Raw genomic sequence first — 17,001 nt, 5'->3', positions numbered from 1 at the left:
AATTCCGGGCATGCGTGATAATATTTGACGCATGGCCGATCTCACTCTTCCGCTCAATGCCATCCGCGCCTTTCTGGCAGCAGCCCGTCACCAGAGTTTCACGCTTGCGGCGCAGGAACTCAATGTCACACATGGCGCGATCAGTCGCCAGATCAAGAATCTTGAAGACTATCTGGGCATGCCCTTGTTCGAGCGGCGTACGCGGCAGGTCTTGCTGACCGAGCGTGGGCGGCAGTTCTTCGAGGAGGCCAGTCCGGCGCTCGATATCCTGGCCAATGCGGCGCGGCGGGTGATGCGGGATGCGCCTACGCGCACGGTGGTCATCAATGTGCGGCCTTCGTTTGCGGTGCGGTGGCTGATTCCGCATTTGTCCGATTTCGTGGAGCGGTATCCGGGGATCGCGCCCCAGGTGGTGACCAGTACGGCGACCGTGGGCAAGGCGGGCTCTTCGTTTGATATCGCGATCCGGCGGGGGGAGACCAACTGGCCTGAGACCCTGAAGGTGCAGCGGTTCATGGAGGATGAGCTGGTGCTGGTGGCTTCTCCTGCACTGTTGCAATCGATGCCGCTGGAGGATGTGTCGCAGTTGGCGCGGCACACCGTACTGGTGTCGCGTAGTCGGCGCAATGACTGGGAGGACTGGCGCAAGCTGGCCAGTTTGAAGCGATCACGTTCGCAGGCGATGCTGCATTTCGATCACGTGCATTTTGTGTTGCAGGCGGTCATGGATGGGTTGGGGGTGGCCTTGTCGCCTGTATCTCTTGCGGATAACGATCTGCGGTCGGGGCGGCTTGTTTGTCCCTTCCCCGAATGGCGTTTGACCCTCGCGCCCTACTACCTTGGGATCAGCTTGCAGGCGGGGGCTGAGGCGCAATTGTTTGCCAAATGGATTGGGGAATATCGCGGGGCTTTGATCGGTGGTTGATTTGGTTTTGTCTTGTCTTGGCTGGGTGCTTTTCTGGTTGTTCGGTTTGGCGTAGTCTGCACAGAATTTCTTCCTGCGCTCTAGCTTAATTCTTATCTTTCTCCGGTCGGAAGGACGCGCCGGGGGCGGCCCGGCAGCCGCTCACTTTTCTTGTCTCGCCAAGAAAAGTAAGCAAAAGAAGGCGACCGCAACTGCACCGCCCTCCTTCGGAGGGTCCCCGCTTCAGAGGCCAATAAAACGGGAAAAATAAAGTCGCTTCGCTCCGGTTATTTTTCTGATCCGTTTTATTGGCCTCTGAAGCGGCGGCGCAGATGCGGACGGCCGAGACGGCTCGCCTTCGGCATCGCAATACCTCCGACTCGCCTTCGGCTTTGCCTTGGCATTCTCTAGCCTTCGATACGTCGCTAAGCGACTACTCAGGTGGAACGGACGGAAATTATTTAAAAAAAACAAAAAACGAGAAAAAGAAAAAAGAAAAAAAGAAAATCCAAACCCAAAACGGGAGTGGGAACCATCAAAAGGTCGATGCCGCAGGCGAGCCAACCCAAAGCCGAAGGCGAGTCGGAGACCTCGCGAGGCCGAAGGCGAGCCCGTGGGGGTGCCGTCCCCATAGAGCCAGCCGTCGCAGCGGAGCGAAAAGTGGATCAGAAGGATAGTCGGAGCGAAGCGACTCTATCCTTCCCACTTTTCGCTTCGCTGCGACGGGGACCCTCCGCAGGAGGGCTGGCTCTTTGGGGTCGCCTTCTTTTGCTTACTTTTCTTGGCGAGACAAGAAAAGTGAGCGGCTGCCGGGCCGCCCCCGGCGCGTTCTCCCGACCGGAGAATGATAAGAATTAAGCTAGAGCGCAGGACAGATTTCCGTGCAGACTGCCCCAAACCGACCAACCAGAAAAACCCCCAGCCAAGACAACAAAAACCAAAAACCAACTAAGGAAAGAAGAAAACATTCTTAGCCAGAAAGACAACAGAGCGCTCTAATAACGCCAAAGCGAAAAATGCAAAAGGAAACTCTGGCATGTCATTAGAACTCTTCTGGTTCCTCCCCACGTCGGGCGACACTCGTTACCTGGGCAAATCCGATTTCGGCCGTGCGCCCACGCTGGATTACATGCGCCAGATAGCGATAACGAGCGAAACGCTGGGCTATGACGGCCTGCTGATCCCGACGGGCGCCTCCTGCCTGGACCCTTGGGTAGTAGCCGCAAGCTTGGTCCCGGTCACACAGCGCATCAAGCTGCTGGTAGCCCTGAGGACGTCCCTGGGCGGCCCCGGCCCATCGGCAAGACAAGCCGCGACACTGGACCAGGCCCTGAACGGCCGCCTCCTGCTCAATGTCGTGCCAGGAGGAGATGCCACGGAACTGGAAGCCGACGGCGTCTTCCTGAAACACGACGAACGCTACGAAGCCGCCGACGAATACCTCACCATCTGGCGCAAGTTGCTGCAGGGCGAGACCGTCAACTACGAAGGCAAACACTTCCGCATCCGCAACGGCCAGCTGTTCCATCCGGCCATACAACAGCCCTACCCGCCGCTGTATTTCGGCGGCTCCTCCCCTGCTGCGCACGACCTTGCCGCCAAGCATGTGGACGCCTACCTCACCTGGGGCGAACCACCCGCTGCCGTCAAACAGAAGATCGAAGACGTCCGCGAACGCGCCGCCAAGCAAGGCCGCACCGTCAGGTTCGGCGTACGCCTGCATGCCATCGTGCGCGAAACCACGGCCGAAGCCTGGGCCGACGCCGAACGCCTCATCAGCAAACTCACCGACGAAGACATCGCCCGCGCCCAGCAGAACTACGCCAAGATGGATTCAGTGGGACAACAAAGAATGGCCGCCCTGCACGGCGGACGCCGCGACAAACTGGAAATCGCCCCCAACCTGTGGGCCGGTGTGGGCCTGGTACGCGGCGGTGCCGGCACATCGCTGGTGGGCGACGCAGCCACCGTGGCCGAACGCCTGCAGGAATATGTGGACCTGGGCGTGGATACCTTCGTCCTCTCCGGCTACCCGCACCTGGAAGAAGCGATACGCTTTGCCGAACTGGTCTTCCCCCTGCTGGGCAAGAACGCCGTCACCTTGCGTGACCGCGCACAGACCGGCGGCGCTTTCGACATCCGCGCCGCCGCATCGGCCTCGTGAACGCAAAAGCGTCTCAGGAAATCAGCTTGATGTAACCCGCCGCATCAAGAAAACCCTCAGTCGAAAATGGCGCAGCCGGCTTGAGCTTGAAGATCCATTGCTCATACGGCGCACCATTGATGGCATCAGGCGTCTCTACCAGCAGCTCGTTGATGGCGATCACCTCGCCATCAACCGGGGCATGCAAGTCCGACGCCGTCTTGTTGGACTCGACGATGCCCGACTCGGCCCCCTTCGCCAACACCTTGCCCACCGCCGGCATATCGACATACACCAGCGGCCCCAACTGCTCCTGGCCGAAATCGGTAATGCCGATGGTCAACGTGCCATCGTCTTCAAGCTTGACCCATTCATGGGTCTCGGCATAGACCAGATGATCCGGAATGTGCATCACTGTCTCCTCATGGAAATGATTTACTTGGCTTCAGCCTGGCTGCCATCGGCAAACACCGGCTCGCCCAGGTTGAGCATCAAACGATTGGCCCAGGCAAAGATGGCCACCGAGTGAATCAGGTCCAGCACTTCCAGTTCATTCAAGCCCACCTCATACAAGGCCTTGATCTGGTCCGCCCCGATCTCGCCCGGCGCCTCGGTCAGCTCCGCCGAGAACTTGGCAATGGCCTGCTCGCGCGCATCCACACCGGCACCATAGGGCGTATCGAACACCTGGCGCACCGTATCGTTGCGCTTGGCCAGCTGCTCGAAACGCTGCGCATGAACGGAAGCGCAATACACGCAGCCATTGATGCGCGACACCACCAGCGAACCCAGCTCGCGCTCGGCACGCGAGAGGCCACCCGGCGCATACATGATGGCGTTGAAGGCCGCCGAGCGCTGGCGCAGGATGTCAGGCTGGTGCGCCAGGAACAGGTAGTAGTCCGAGGTCTTGGCCTTGGGATGGCTTTCTTCCAGCACCTTGACCTGGTCTTCGCTGGCCGCGTCGAGCTCGATCACGTCCAGCCAGGCATCCCATTCCAGGGTCTCATTGGTAAAACCGTTGGCCTTGATGATCTCGCTCATGCCGACTCTCCTTGTTGGGCCGCCGCAGCACGCATGGCCTTCAGGCCCGCGACCACGCGCAATTGATAGGACACGAAAGCGATCAGCTGCGACAGTGCCACCACCGCCGGCGTGCTGATGCCTGCCGCCGGCAGCTTTTCAATGGCGGCCTTGTCACCTTCCACCGGACGCTGCGTCAGCGCACGGGTGAAGACCAGCATGGCGCGCAGACGGCCCTCCGGTAATTGCTCAGGCTCACCGCTGTCAGCCGCAGCCAGTTGCGCAGCATCGGCCGGCACCGCTTCTGCACGGGCACGGTAATGCGCGGCCAGGTCGGATGCGCCAGCCAGGCGGCAGGCGTAGAGCGCCACCAGCAGGCGCTCGTCCAGGCCGATGCCTTCCAGGGCCGGGTCGAACAGGGTGTCATAACTGCCCTGCGACGCCACGGCCACCTTGTCGCGCTGATGGCGCAGGCCGTGCAGGGGGCTGCCAGCGGCCAGGCCGGCCAGCTGGTCGATGACATCCTTGCTGATGTCGTAGACGGGGGTACTCATGCGTTTTCCTTTGTGGATGAATGCCTGGCCAGCGCGTCGCGCAGGAAGTGCTGCGCCTGCTGCCAGGCGTCGAGATCGGCGCGGGCATTGGCGGCGGGTTCGCCGCCACCGGTACTGATGCGCCCCGAGACCGGATGCGCATACGTGGTCTGCGTGGTCGGGACGAAGGGGAACAGGATCGAATGGCCGGCATGCGCATAGTTGCGCCACACCACCGGCCACGGGTGGGACACCGCAGTTAGTTTGTCCTTGACCATCGCGCAATACAGGCTGGAGGGCCAGGAGCCATCATCGGTGGCCGACAGCAGCAGCACCGGTGCGGCGATCTTCTCCACCGGGATGCGGGCACGCGCCACCGCTTCCTCGTCCTGCAGCGCGGTCAGCATGGCCAGCTCGTGGCGATGCGGTGCCGGGCCTTCGTCAAACGGCGTCCAGCTGGCGGTGCGGTTGTCCTGCCATTGATGCGGCAAGGGCTGGCCGCGCAGCAGCCAGGTCGGGCCTTCGCGGCCGACTGCCGGATCGGCCGCGTTCTGGCCGCTGTGCACCAGCGCACTGGGCACATAGGCCAGCACCGCCGAGATCTTCTGCGGAAAGGTCGCCCCCAGCAGCAACACCAGTTCGCCACCGCGCGACTGGCCGCTGATGGCGACGAAATCGTGCAGCGGTTGCACTTCGGCGCGCAGCCAGTCCAGTCCGCGTTCGAAATACTCCAGCGGCGTATTGGAAATGTAATCTGACAGACCCGGCGCCTTGAAATACGCCAGCGCAAACGCGGCCACCCCGCGCGAGGCAAACAGGGCCGCACGCGGTTCGTTGATGCCGCCACCGGACCCGTTGAGGATCATCACCGCCGGATGCGGTCCGGGCGTAGCCGGCAGGAACAAGGTGCCGACCAGCCCCTCTTCGCGTACCTCGCGCCGGGTCACCCCGGCGGCGGCCAGCCGCTGTACCAGCTCGGTACTGGCCGGCGCGCACGGCGCCAGGCCCGGCTGATCCAGTGAGGAAACGGTCAGCGTGGTCACCAGCGGTGCCATGACATCGGCGTGGAAGTTGTCGCGACGGCCGGCTTGCACCGGCTTCTGCGACCACAGCAAACCCATGGGATCGATGCCGTAGTAATCGCCATCGATGGCCGGGTTCATGCTCACATCGACGTGGCCGTAGGCATCGGCGATGTAGCACGCCGTGCTGCGCCACTGCGCACCGTTGCGCACGGTGGCCGAGGAAATGCGCACCGGCTCGCCCGGATGCGCACCCCGCACGATGATGCGGCGGGGTACGTCGATCAGGTCGTCGGCCGGGCTGACCTCGATGGAGAAGTTGGGCATGGCCTTACTTCTTGTCCTGGGTCACCATCATGGCGGTGGTGCGGTCGCTGCTGATGGGAGTGACCTTCAGGCCCTTCTTGGCCGCCCAGATGTTCTGGTAGTGGTACAACGGGATCACGCCAACCTCATCCGAGACGGTCTTGGCCGCGCCGCGCAGGATGGCTTCGCGCTTGGCAGCATCGAACTCGGCGGTCGAATCGGCCAGGGCCTTGTCCACTGCCGGGCTGCTGTAGTGGTTCCAGTTGGAGGCGCCGATGCCCTTCTTGGGATCGACCGTGCCCAGCACGTTGACCAGCGCGTAGCTGGCTTCACCGGTACCGTTACCCCAAGCCAGCACCGAGACGGCGAACTCGTTCTTGTTGGCACGCGAGGAATAGGAAGCCCATGGCAGCACTTCGACCTGGGTCTTGATGCCGATGCGGGTCCAGAACTGCGCTACGGCCTGCATGGTTTCCGGTGCTTGCGGATAGCGGTCGTTGGGCACGTGGATGGTCAGCTTGAAACCTTCGGGGAATCCGGCGTCGGCCAGCAGCTTCTTGGCTTGGGCGGCGTCGAAGGGAATGTTCTTGATCTCCGGGTTGTAGCCAAAGGTATCGGCCGGCATCCACTGGTTGGCCTCGGTGGCCGCACCCTGCAGGATGCGGTCGATCAGGGCCTTGCGGTTGATGGCCAGCGACATGGCACGGCGCACGCGCACGTCCAGCAGCGGATTTTTCTCCAGCTGCTTGCCGTTGTTGTCGGTGATGAAGGGGCTGGGGCCTTCGTGGAAGCTCGGCTGGATCAGCAGCACGCGCAGGCCGTTGTAGGGGTAGACCTTGACGTTGGGCGACTGCTTCAGCTTGGCCAGGTCAGACACCGACACCTTGTCGATCACGTCCACGTCGCCCGACAGCAGCGCGGCAGTACGGGCCGCGCCATTGTTGATGTAGCGGTAGTTGACCTTTTCCCACAGGGCCTTGCCGTTCCAGTAGTCATCGTTACGCTGCATCACCACGCGGTCGCCCGGGGTGTAGGAGACGAACTTGTAGGGACCGGTACCGACCACGGCCGCGCCGCTGTTGTAGTTCTCGGTGGTGGACTTCTCGCCCACGTGCTTGCTGACGATGTGCACCGAGGCCAGGTTCAGCGGCAGGTCCGGGTTGGGAATGTTGGTCTTGATGACCAGGGTCAGCGGATCCTTGGCAGTGACCGATTCCACCGTGCGCAGGTAGCCGGCGAAGGTGGCCACGCTGCCCGGTACGGCGCGGGCGCGCTGGTAGGAGAAGATCACGTCGTCAGCAGTGAAGGGCTTGCCGTCCTGCCACTTGACGTTGGGGCGCAGCTTGAACTCCCAGGTCTTGGGGTCGATGTTCTTCCAGCTCACGGCCAGGCCGGGGACCAGCTTGTTGTAATCGTTCTGGACCAGCAGGTCCCAGAAATGCAGGTCGACCGAGCGGTCGCCGGCGTGGTTGTTCAGCTGCGGATCCAGCGAGGAGAGCGGATCGGCAAAGGCGATGTTGAGGTTCTGCGCATGCGCGGCGTCGGCAGCGGCAGCCAGCGCGGCGCCGGTCAGGGCGACGGCGAGCAGGCGGGTCAGGAGGGTTTTCTTCATGGTCGGGTTCCTCTGTGGTCAGGGTGGAAGCACTGCGGGGTTGCCAAGTTCTTGACTGCTCGGTTCTTCGTTTCTATCGTTTCTATCGTTTCACATCATCTCAGCGGCCATCATTGAGATGGCAGGCACTCATGTGCCCCGGTGCGATCTCGCGCAACAGCGGCTGCTCTTCGCGGCAGCGCTGCGTGGCGTGCGGGCAGCGCGGGTTGAAGTGGCAGCCGGTCGGCGGGTTCAGCGGACTGGGGATCTCGCCCTTGATGGCGGTGAATTCCTTCTTGCGCGCGCCCATGCGTGGCACCTCGGCCAGCAGCGCCTGCGTATAGGGGTGGTTGGGCTGGCCGAACAGCTCGGCCACCGGCGCACTCTCCACCACGCGGCCCAGGTACATGATGACCACGCGGTCAGACACGTGCTCCACCACGCCCAGGTCATGGCTGATGAAAAGATAGGTCAGCCCCAGTTGCTCGCGCAGATCCATGAAGAGATTGAGGATCTGCGCCTGGATCGACACATCCAGCGCCGCCACGGCCTCGTCGCACACCAGCATCTGCGGCTGCACCGCGAGTGCGCGCGCGATGCCGATGCGTTGGCGCTGGCCGCCGGAGAACTGGTGCGGATAACGGTCGCGCAGGGCCGGATCGAGACCGGCGCGCAGCAACTGCTGGCAGACATAGGCGTCGAGGTCGCCCTCGACCTTTCCATTCACTTGTGCCGCTTCGCCCACGATCTGGTCGATGCGCAAACGCGGATTCAGGCTGGCATAGGGATTCTGGAAAATCATTTGCACCTGCAGCCGGGCCTCGGCCTCCTCCTTGCTGCTGAGGCTGGCACGGTCGCGGCCGTTGACCAGCACCTGGCCATCGGAAGGATCGAGCAGGCCGCAGGCCACCCGGCCCAGCGTGGACTTGCCGCAGCCCGATTCGCCGACCAGCCCCACCACTTCACCCGGCAAGACCTTCAGGTCCACCTGGTCCAGCGCGTGGGTAACGGCCGGCGGGCGGCTCCAGCCGCGTGCCTGCAACTGGCGATCCAGCCAGCCCTGGCGGCGCTCGCCGAAACGGCGGCTGACGGCGCGGGTTTCGATCAGGGGAATGACGGCCTTATCCATGGTGCTCGTTGCTCTGTATGCTTGGGGTCGGGTGATAGCAGCGCACCCGGTGCGCTGGCCGTGGCTCGCTGATCGCGGGGGCCACCAGGCACTGCTGGGACAGGCGCTCGCAGCGGGCAGCGAAGGCGCAGGTCGGCGGCAGGTGCAGCAGGTTGGGCGTCATCCCGGGAATCTGGCGCAGCCGCGCACCGCGCCGGTTGTTGCTGGGCAGGCTGCCGATGAGGCCTTGCGTGTAGGGGTGCAGCGGCGCATCGAGCACCGCATCCACACTGCCCTGCTCGACGATGCGCCCGGCATACATCACCGCCACTTCATCGGCCAGGCCAGCCACCACCGACAGGTCGTGCGTGATCCAGATCAGCGCCGTGCCATGCTGGCGCGCCAGCTTCTGCACTTCCGACAGGATCTGCGCCTGGATGGTCACATCCAGGGCCGTGGTCGGCTCATCGGCAATGATGAGGTCGGGCTTGTGCAGCATCGCGATGGCAATGGCCACGCGCTGGCGCATGCCGCCCGAGAGTTGATGCGGATAGGCCTGCAGCCGTTCTTCCGGACTGGCGATGCCCATCATGCCCAGGGTATCGCGCGCCAGTTCGCGCGCCTGCTGGCGGCTGAGCTTGCTGTGCGCCAGCACGGCATCGACCATCTGCGCCTCCACCTTCAGGACCGGATTCAAGGTCATCATCGGGTCCTGGAAGATCATGGCGATGCGGTTGCCCTGCAATTCCCGCAGCGAAGTCTTGTCCATGCTCACCAGGTCGCGGCCCTGGAACAGGATTTCGCCGCCAACGATGCGGCCGGGCGCATCGACCATGCCGAGGATGGAAAAACCGGTCACGCTCTTGCCCGAACCGGATTCACCCACGAGACCCAGGATGCGGCCACGACCGACCGACAGCGAAACATCATCGACCGCCGGCAGCACGCCGTCGGGCGTGAAGAAATGCGTGCGCAGGTTGCGCACCTCAAGAGTGAGCGCGCTCATTTCTGCCACCGTGGGTTGAGGATGTCGCGCAGGCGGTCGCCGACCAGGTTGATGGCCACGATCACGACCAACAGCGTGATGCCGGGATAGAAGCTGATCCAGTATTCGCCCGAGAGCATGTATTGGTAACCATTGGAGATGAGCAGGCCCAGCGAGGGTTCGGTGATCGGCACGCCCAGGCCGAGGAAGGACAGGGTCGCTTCCAGGGTGATGGCGCGTGCCACCTGCAGGGTGCCGATGACGATCAGCGGCGGCAGGCAGTTGGGCAGGATGTGGCGCACCATGATGCGCCACGAAGACAGGTTCAGGCCCCTGGCGGCTTCCACGTATTCCTTGCGCCGTTCCACCAATGCCTGGCCGCGTGCGGTGCGCGCGTAATACGCCCACTCCAGCACCACCAGCGTGGCCATCACGTTGAAGATGCCCTTGCCCACGTAGGCCAGGATCAGCATCGCTACCAGGATCGAGGGGAAGGACAGCACCAGGTCGGCAAAGCGCATGAGCACCGTATCGACCTTGCCGCCCGCATACGCAGCCAGCAAGCCGATGAGCGTGCCGATCACGCCTGCGATCAGGGCCGAGCCCACGCCGATGCCCACGCTGATGCGCAGGCCATAGAGGATCGCCGAGACCAGGTCGCGGCCCTGGCCATCGGTGCCGAGCCAATAGGTATAGGTGCCGGCGCCATTGATGGTGCCAGGATGCAAGCGCGCATCGAGCACATCGAGCTGCATCAGGTCATACGGGTTCTGCGGCGTGATCCAGGGGGCGGCAATGGCACCGACGATGAGCAGCAGCACGATCACCAGTCCCAGCATGGCCGAGCGCGAGGCCACGAAATGGCGCATCACGCGCCGCCATGGGGACTCGCGGCGCGGGGCCCGGAAGGCCGACAGCTCGGCCACGCGGGCGCGCACCTGCTCTTGCGTCATGGTCACTTCAGTTTGCGGCGCGCTCATGCACGGGCCTCCACCCGCACGCGCGGATCAAGCAGTTTGTAGAGCACGTCCACCACCAGGTTGATGGTGACGAACATGCAGACGATCACCATCAGGTAAGCCACGATGACAGGACGATCCAGCGCATTGATGCTGTCCAGGATCAGCTTGCCCGCACCCGGCCACGCAAAGATGCTTTCGGTAACCACCGCAAAGGCAATGGTGGAGCCGAACTCCAGCCCGACCACCGTCACCAGCGGGATGAGCGTATTGCGCAGCACGTACATCAGCACCACGCGCGCCGGGGACAAGCCCTTGGCACGGGCGAACTTCACGTAGTCCATCGGCAGCACCTCACGCACATTGGCGCGGGTCAAGCGAATGACCAGCGAAATCTTGAACAGCGACAGGTTGATGGCCGGCAGGATCATGTGACGCCAGCCATCGGCGGTAAGCCACGACCATTGCACACCGAACAGTTCGGCGGTCTGCCCGCGTCCGCCCGAAGGCAGCCAGCCCAGCGTGACCGAGAAGGCCATGATCAGCATCAGCCCGATCCAGAAGGTTGGCAGCGAAAACCCGAAGATGCTGGTGGTCATCACCAGGCGCGAGACCGGATGATCCGGCTTCATGCCCGCAAACAGCCCCAGCGGCACGCCCACCGCCAGCGCCAGCAGCAATGCGGCCACGGCCAGCTCCAGCGTGGCCGGCAGGCGCTGGAAGATCAGCAGGATGGCCGGGGTGTTGTAGACGAAACTGTTGCCCAGGTTGCCGTGCAGCGCGCCATTGAGGAAGGCCAGGTACTGGCGCCACACCGGCTGGTCCAGTCCCAGCTCCTTGATGATGCGCAGGCGGTCCACCTGGTCGACGTCCTGGCCGATCAGGATATCGACCGGGTTGCCGATCATGTGCAGGCCGAAGAAGACGATCACCGTCATCAACAGCACCACCATGAGCGCCTGCAGCACGCTCTTTGCGATGGCCCCACTCATGCGGGCAGCTCCCAGGGCGATTCGCTCCACTCGTCGCCTTCCAGTTCCGGTTCTTCATAGGCCTGGATGTTGCGGTAGTGGTAGTCGATGTCCTCGCTGTACATCAGCGCGGCGATGCCCTGCGCCAGGCGGTAGGCGCCATCGCTGATGGCCGGGATGTCGCCGGACACCGTGCCATGGCTGGCGGCGGCCGGATAGCAGAAGCAGTGCACACGCTCCAGTCCCGGCAGGCTGCCCGGCGTCTTCTGCTGGAACTCGAACACCGGGCCCAGGTAGGGCGAGTCGGCCAGTTCCTGGTCTTCTTCACCGGCCGGCGGGGTGTAGCGGTCGCTCCAGTTGAGGATGTGTGGTGCGATGTCCTTGAACTCGCGGCGCAGGCTCCAGTCGATCTTGAAACCGGTGGAGAAGAACAGGAAATCCAGTTCCAGCGGACCACGGTTGGTCTGCAGCAGCAGGGTGCCGTCCGGCTTGACCTCTACGGATTGGATGGCCGTGCCCAGCAGGAAGCGGGCATTGGCAAAGCGCGAGACGCGGCGCGTGCTGCCCGAAGGCGGCGGCACTTGCTGGGCGTTGACGTAATGGCGGATGCGCCATTTCCATTCATCCGGCAGGTGCAGGTGGCCGTTGACCAGCCCGGGGTTGCCCGAGCCCTTGCCCTTGTTGATGCGCGGCAGGTCCTTGCGGCGGATCAGCATATCCACGCGCGCAGCCCCCTCTTCCAGTGCGGTCGCGGCGCTGTCCATGGCCGAAGCGCCACCGCCGATCACCCCCACGCGCTTGCCCTTCAGGCTGGCGTAGTCGAACAGGTCGGAGGAATGCGCCCAGCTGTCGCGCGGCAGTTGCTCCACCAGTGGCGGGAGGTAGGCACCGCCCAGGCCGTCGCGGCCGGTGGCTACCACCACGCGGCGCGCCAGCACGGTCGATGTGCCCGCAGGCGATTGCAGCTGCAGCGCCACGATGCCATCGGCGCGCGGCTGCACCGCCAGCACGCGGTGTTCGTTGCGGATATCGAGTTGCATGACGCGACGGAACCAGCGCAGGTACTCCATCCATTGCAGGCGCGGGATCTTGTCCAGCGCTTCCCAGGCGTCCAGCCCGAACTGGGCCTCGAACCAGGCGCGGAAGGTCAGCGCCGGGAAGCCCAGCGCCGGGCCGGTCAGGGTCTTGGGGGAACGCAGGGTTTCCATGCGCGCAGTGGTGGCCCAGGGGCCTTCGAAGTCCTTGGGCGACTGGTCGTAGATCACATTGGGAATACCCAGGTGCGACAACGCCACCGAAGCGGCCATGCCGGCCTGGCCGCCGCCGATGATGGCCACGTCGATCACCGGCACACCGTCGCGCACGGTGGCCGGGGTCCAGGACTTGCCGGGCAGCGCCAGCCATTGCAGGTCCTGGCGTACGCGCGCCTCCAGGGCGGCCAGTCCTTGCGGGGGAGCAGCGGGGATCAGGGTCGGTTCGGTGTCGTGCATAGCGCCTCGTCAAAAGCATGAAGAGACGTCGCCGGCAAGGGCCTGCGATCGTCTCGATTCGGGTTTTGTGATGCAACGCCCTTCCCGGTTGACGCTGCTTGCTTGGTTTTTACTACACTGCTACTGCGAAATCATTTACAACAATTCGTCATGCAGGCTGGCATCGCGCTTGACGAAGCCCTGCAAGGTCGTGCGGGCGGCCTTTTCCACGGCATCGATCAGGCGTTGCGTGACGCCCTCGACCGGTTTGCCATAGGGCGTGACCACACCGAAGTAAAACGGAATCTCCACCGCCAGGCGCTTGACCACCATGCCCTCGATGGGCATGCCGTAGGCCGTGGCCGGCTCCACCAGGGCCACGCCCAGCCCGGCGCGGGCGGCCATGATGGCGTTGAAGGAGGTGTTGGTATCGATGGCCACATCGAGCTGGCTGTCCTCGCCCAGCGCCAATTCCACACGCTGGCGCAGGCGATAGCGGTTGGACATGGTGATGACGCGCTGGCCGCGCAGGGCGGCGCGCGTGAGCTTGTCCTTGCCCGCCAGCGGATGATCGGCGCGCACCACCGCCACGCAGGGCGCTTCGCCGATCCAGTGCAGGTCCAGCCCGCGATGGGCCACCGGCAACGAGGTCAGCCCGAGGCTGACGGTACGATGCAGGACCGCATGCACCACCTGCTCGGCCGAAGCGCTGCGCAGGTGGATGTGTTCGGGGAAAGCGCGCTCCTTGTCGGCGGCCAGCAATTGCAGGGCCGCCGGGGCGATGGTGGAAGCCAGCGCGGGGGTGGCGACCAGGTGGACCGGATGAACCTCTTCGCGGGCGATTTCCTGCGCCCGCTCGCGAATGCTGCGCAGGCCCACCAGTGAGCGCTCCACCTCTTCGTAGAGCAGGAAGGCCTTGGCCGTGGGCGTGACGCGCGGACCGTTGCGGTCGAACAGGGCGTAGCCCAGCTCGGCTTCCAGTTCGCCGATGGCCTTGCTGACGGCGGGCTGCGAACGGCCCAGGCTGCGGCCGGCACCGGTCACGCTCCCCAGGGTCATTACGGCCGCAAATGCCTCCAGCTGATTCAGATCCATCGAAATCGCTTTCCTTGATCAAGGTCCTTGCATATGATTTTCGAATTATAGGTTTGCTTGTATTCTATTTCAGTATAATAATTTTGTATAAGCAAATGCATGAGGTGGCATGTGACCGGGAATCCCGCTGCCCTCCTGTCTTGCTGCCTGGCCGATCGGGATGCCTGCGGGCAACTTTCGAATTTCGCATATACAAATGAGCGCAAAGTCGTTTTCCAAGGAACGGCCGCGGCGTTACTGTATGACCAGGCCCTTGGCCACCCTGCTCAACTGGAACCCTCTGGACTCTCCGGAACACCGTCATGAACGCCCCTGCCCCCTGTCGCCCGCCGGCCGATCTTCGTTTCCCCATCTACCTGGACTATGGCGCTACCACGCCGGTCGATCCGCATGTGGCGCGTGTCATGTGCGACTTCCTCACCGAGAAGTTCGGCAATGCGGCCAGCAGCTCCCACCCCTTTGGCTGGGAAGCGCGGCGTGCGGTGGACAAGGCGCGTGCCCAGGTAGCCGGGCTGGTCGGCGCCCGTCCCGATGAAATCATCTGGACCTCGGGCGCGACCGAATCCAACAACCTGGCCCTCAAAGGCTGCGCCCACGCGCTGCGCGCGCAGGGACGGGGCAAGCATCTCATCACCGTGGCCACCGAGCACAAGGCCGTGCTGGACACCATGCATACGCTGGAAAAGGCCGGCTTCGACGTCACCTACCTGCAGCCCGGCGCGGACGGCCTCATCACGCTGGCCCAGTTCCGTGCGGCCTTGCGGCCGAACACGCTGCTGGCCTCGGTGATGTATGTCAACAACGAGATCGGCGTGATACAGCCCATTGCCGAGCTGGGCGAACTGTGTGCCGCGCAGGGCGTGGTGTTCCACGTCGATGCGGTGCAGGCGGCCGGCAAGATCGCCATCGACCTGCAGCAGCTGAAGGTGGACCTGATGTCCTTCTCGGCGCACAAGGTCTATGGGCCCAAGGGCATAGGTGCCCTGTATGTCCGCCACAATCCTGCCCTGAAGCTGGAAGCCCAGATCGACGGCGGCGGTCATGAGAACGGCATGCGCTCCGGCACCTTGGCCACGCACCAGATCGTGGGCATGGGCGAAGCCTTCGCACTGGCCGGTGATGTGCTGGAAGAAGAAGGACGGCGCATCCGTGCCCTGCGGGATCGCCTCTGGGCCGGGCTGGCGGACCTGCCCGGCGTGCAGTTGAATGGCAGTGCCGAGGCACGCGTGCCGCATAACCTCAACGTGAGCTTTCCGCCCACGCGCTACGGCACGCTGGGCAGCCAGTTGCTGGGCATCGCGGTGTCGGCCGGCTCAGCCTGCAATTCAGCCGCTTCCGCGCCCTCCTTCGTGCTGCTGGCCATCGGCCGTTCGCCCGACATGGCACGCAATGCCGTGCGCTTTTCGCTGGGACGCGGCACCACCGAGGCCGAGATCGACTATGTCGTGGCCACCGTGCGGCAGGTGCTGGCGCATGAGGTCGACACGGCCGTGCTGGCGGAGCATTAAGATTGACGGACCGGCGGACTTAGTTTTCTCATAGGGGATGCGCCGGCTCCATCATTCCCGTTCATTAGTTTTCAACTAGCGTTTTCTCTCATAAGCCAAGAACTTTTTATAAGTTCTCACGTGGGTCAGGTCCGGTTAGACTCGGGGCCGCTTCCTTAGAACTGACCAGCGTGATTCGTATCGAGCAACTCCACAAGACTTACCGTGCCGGCCAGCGCGACATCATCGCGCTGCAGGACATCAACCTGGACATCGCCCAGGGCGAGATCTTCGGCATCATCGGCCGTTCCGGCGCCGGCAAGAGCACCCTGATCCGCACCCTCAACGTCCTCGAACGCCCCGACCGCGGGCGCGTCCTCATCGACGGCGAAGACATTACCGGCCTGGGCCATGAAGCCCTGCTCGGCCTGCGCCAGCGCGTGGGCATCGCCCGGGCGCTGGCCAATTCGCCGCGCCTTCTGATGCGCTCGGGCAGACTGCACCGTCTCCCTGTCACACCGCCGGGATGCCGCGCAGAGCCGGGGCTACCGCAGAAGCGTGCATAACGCCAGACCGGCGTGTTTTACTGCAAGCCACGGAGTGATCCGTGGCTCTTTTTATGCGCCATTGAATCGACCGATTGGACCTTAACCATGGGCGGTCATCAAGGGACGAATCCGGGACTTGATGACCGGCAGCAAGTCCCGATAGGCGATGCGCACATCGTATTCTGACTGGAGATTAAGCCAGAACAGTGGATCCATCTTGAAGTAAACGCCAAGGCGTACGGCGGTATCTACTGTTACGGGACGCTTGCCGTTAATGATTTCACTGATGCGCGAAACCGGCACATCGATATCGGATGCGACGCGCGCGGCAGTCATTCCCATGGGCTTGATGAATTCCTCAAGGAGGATTTCGCCAGGGTGAATCTCTTCCAACTTTTTGCTCATGATGCCTTCCTAGTGATAGTCCACGATCTCGACATCGTGGGCCGCTCCATCTACCCATCTGAAACAGATACGCCACTGATCACTCACACGAATGCTGTGCCGCCCTTTGCGATCTTCCTTGAGCAGTTCGAGTCGATTACCCGGCGGCACTCTCAATGCGCCCAGATCACGGGCACCATGGATCATCTGGAGCTTGCGCCGAGCCACCCGTTCGATATTGTGAAAACGGTGAACGGAGAAACTGTTGAAGAGCATCTCGGTTTCTGAACAGGCAAATGAATGAATCATCTGGATGAGGATTGTATAACGCGGTACGGATTCCGTTAAACAGAATCCGCTTCATAGAACATGTAATCCTGAGAGATGCCTGCGCCAACTATCGCTTTGTCAAAAAATTGAGTTCGGATATCCAAAATTATCGAGCACCGGGACAAGCGCAAACTTGGTGAACCTCC

The 17,001-nt window shown here is 63.2% G+C and carries 16 protein-coding genes and 1 pseudogene; 4 read left to right on the top strand and 13 right to left on the bottom strand.

Features of this window, described 5'->3' with window-relative positions:
• Positions 1–31 precede the first annotated feature (31 nt).
• Both gcvA and ssuD read left to right on the top strand, forming a co-directional pair.
• On the top strand, positions 32–925 hold the full coding sequence (gcvA, locus tag FYB76_RS25810) for a transcriptional regulator GcvA (RefSeq protein ID WP_154135523.1): 894 nt from the start codon (positions 32–34) through the stop codon (positions 923–925).
• A 1,015-nt stretch (positions 926–1,940) separates the two neighbouring features.
• Positions 1,941–3,068: an FMNH2-dependent alkanesulfonate monooxygenase gene (gene ssuD, locus FYB76_RS25805; protein WP_154135522.1), complete on the top strand. Its 1,128-nt coding sequence runs from the start codon at positions 1,941–1,943 to the stop codon at positions 3,066–3,068.
• 13 nt (positions 3,069–3,081) lie between these two features.
• Here ssuD and gcvH read toward each other — a convergent pair whose 3' ends face one another.
• The 11 genes from gcvH to FYB76_RS25750 all read right to left on the bottom strand — a co-directional run bounded on the left by gcvH (position 3,082) and on the right by FYB76_RS25750 (position 14,106).
• Positions 3,082–3,459 carry a glycine cleavage system protein GcvH gene (gene gcvH / locus FYB76_RS25800; RefSeq protein ID WP_154135521.1) on the bottom strand — a complete coding sequence of 126 codons (378 nt, stop codon included), beginning with the start codon at positions 3,457–3,459 and terminating at the stop codon, positions 3,082–3,084.
• A 23-nt stretch (positions 3,460–3,482) separates the two neighbouring features.
• Positions 3,483–4,088: a peroxidase-related enzyme gene (locus tag FYB76_RS25795; protein WP_088756634.1), complete on the bottom strand. Its 606-nt coding sequence runs from the start codon at positions 4,086–4,088 to the stop codon at positions 3,483–3,485.
• On the bottom strand, positions 4,085–4,621 hold the full coding sequence (locus FYB76_RS25790) for a CMD domain protein (RefSeq protein WP_154135520.1): 537 nt from the start codon (positions 4,619–4,621) through the stop codon (positions 4,085–4,087). The genes FYB76_RS25795 and FYB76_RS25790 overlap by 4 nt, the downstream gene beginning before the upstream one ends.
• Positions 4,618–5,949, bottom strand: a complete 1,332-nt coding sequence (locus FYB76_RS25785) for an acyl-CoA thioester hydrolase/BAAT C-terminal domain-containing protein (protein WP_154135519.1) — start codon at positions 5,947–5,949, stop codon at positions 4,618–4,620. Before FYB76_RS25785 ends, FYB76_RS25790 begins: the two co-directional genes overlap by 4 nt.
• 4 nt (positions 5,950–5,953) lie before the next feature.
• Positions 5,954–7,540, bottom strand: coding sequence for an ABC transporter substrate-binding protein (locus tag FYB76_RS25780; protein WP_154135518.1), 1,587 nt, complete (start codon positions 7,538–7,540; stop codon positions 5,954–5,956).
• A 100-nt stretch (positions 7,541–7,640) separates the two neighbouring features.
• Positions 7,641–8,648, bottom strand: a complete 1,008-nt coding sequence (locus tag FYB76_RS25775; RefSeq protein ID WP_154135517.1) for an ABC transporter ATP-binding protein — start codon at positions 8,646–8,648, stop codon at positions 7,641–7,643.
• Positions 8,641–9,633, bottom strand: a complete 993-nt coding sequence (locus FYB76_RS25770) for an ABC transporter ATP-binding protein (protein WP_154135516.1) — start codon at positions 9,631–9,633, stop codon at positions 8,641–8,643. The genes FYB76_RS25775 and FYB76_RS25770 overlap by 8 nt, the downstream gene beginning before the upstream one ends.
• The gene (locus tag FYB76_RS25765) at positions 9,630–10,565 is read right to left on the bottom strand and encodes an ABC transporter permease (protein ID WP_370516427.1); all 936 of its coding nucleotides are present in this window, start codon (positions 10,563–10,565) and stop codon (positions 9,630–9,632) included. The genes FYB76_RS25770 and FYB76_RS25765 overlap by 4 nt, the downstream gene beginning before the upstream one ends.
• Positions 10,566–10,588: 23 nt before the next feature.
• Positions 10,589–11,563 carry an ABC transporter permease gene (locus tag FYB76_RS25760; protein WP_088756641.1) on the bottom strand — a complete coding sequence of 325 codons (975 nt, stop codon included), beginning with the start codon at positions 11,561–11,563 and terminating at the stop codon, positions 10,589–10,591.
• Entirely contained in the window at positions 11,560–13,032 is a 1,473-nt protein-coding gene (locus tag FYB76_RS25755; RefSeq protein ID WP_154135515.1) for an NAD(P)-binding domain-containing protein, read from the bottom strand. Before FYB76_RS25755 ends, FYB76_RS25760 begins: the two co-directional genes overlap by 4 nt.
• 135 nt (positions 13,033–13,167) lie before the next feature.
• Positions 13,168–14,106: a LysR family transcriptional regulator gene (locus FYB76_RS25750; RefSeq protein ID WP_088756643.1), complete on the bottom strand. Its 939-nt coding sequence runs from the start codon at positions 14,104–14,106 to the stop codon at positions 13,168–13,170.
• A 302-nt stretch (positions 14,107–14,408) separates the two neighbouring features.
• Between FYB76_RS25750 and FYB76_RS25745 the strand changes: the two genes are divergently transcribed.
• Positions 14,409–15,614 carry an aminotransferase class V-fold PLP-dependent enzyme gene (locus FYB76_RS25745; RefSeq protein ID WP_154135514.1) on the top strand — a complete coding sequence of 402 codons (1,206 nt, stop codon included), beginning with the start codon at positions 14,409–14,411 and terminating at the stop codon, positions 15,612–15,614.
• Between the two features lie 221 nt (positions 15,615–15,835).
• Positions 15,836–15,965: pseudogene (locus FYB76_RS27160) on the top strand (ATP-binding cassette domain-containing protein); the annotation flags it as partial.
• 275 nt (positions 15,966–16,240) lie between these two features.
• Here FYB76_RS27160 and FYB76_RS25735 read toward each other — a convergent pair.
• Positions 16,241–16,546 carry a HigA family addiction module antitoxin gene (locus FYB76_RS25735; RefSeq protein WP_039786028.1) on the bottom strand — a complete coding sequence of 102 codons (306 nt, stop codon included), beginning with the start codon at positions 16,544–16,546 and terminating at the stop codon, positions 16,241–16,243.
• A 9-nt stretch (positions 16,547–16,555) separates the two neighbouring features.
• On the bottom strand, positions 16,556–16,732 hold the full coding sequence (locus FYB76_RS27155; protein ID WP_370516426.1) for a type II toxin-antitoxin system RelE/ParE family toxin: 177 nt from the start codon (positions 16,730–16,732) through the stop codon (positions 16,556–16,558).
• Positions 16,733–17,001 lie beyond the last annotated feature (269 nt).

The sequence above is a fragment of the Herbaspirillum sp. CAH-3 genome (assembly GCF_009668275.1).
Lineage (GTDB): Bacteria > Pseudomonadota > Gammaproteobacteria > Burkholderiales > Burkholderiaceae_D > Herbaspirillum > Herbaspirillum aquaticum.
Note: the sequence above shows the minus strand (reverse complement) of the source record. Positions and strands in the feature narration are given on the sequence as shown.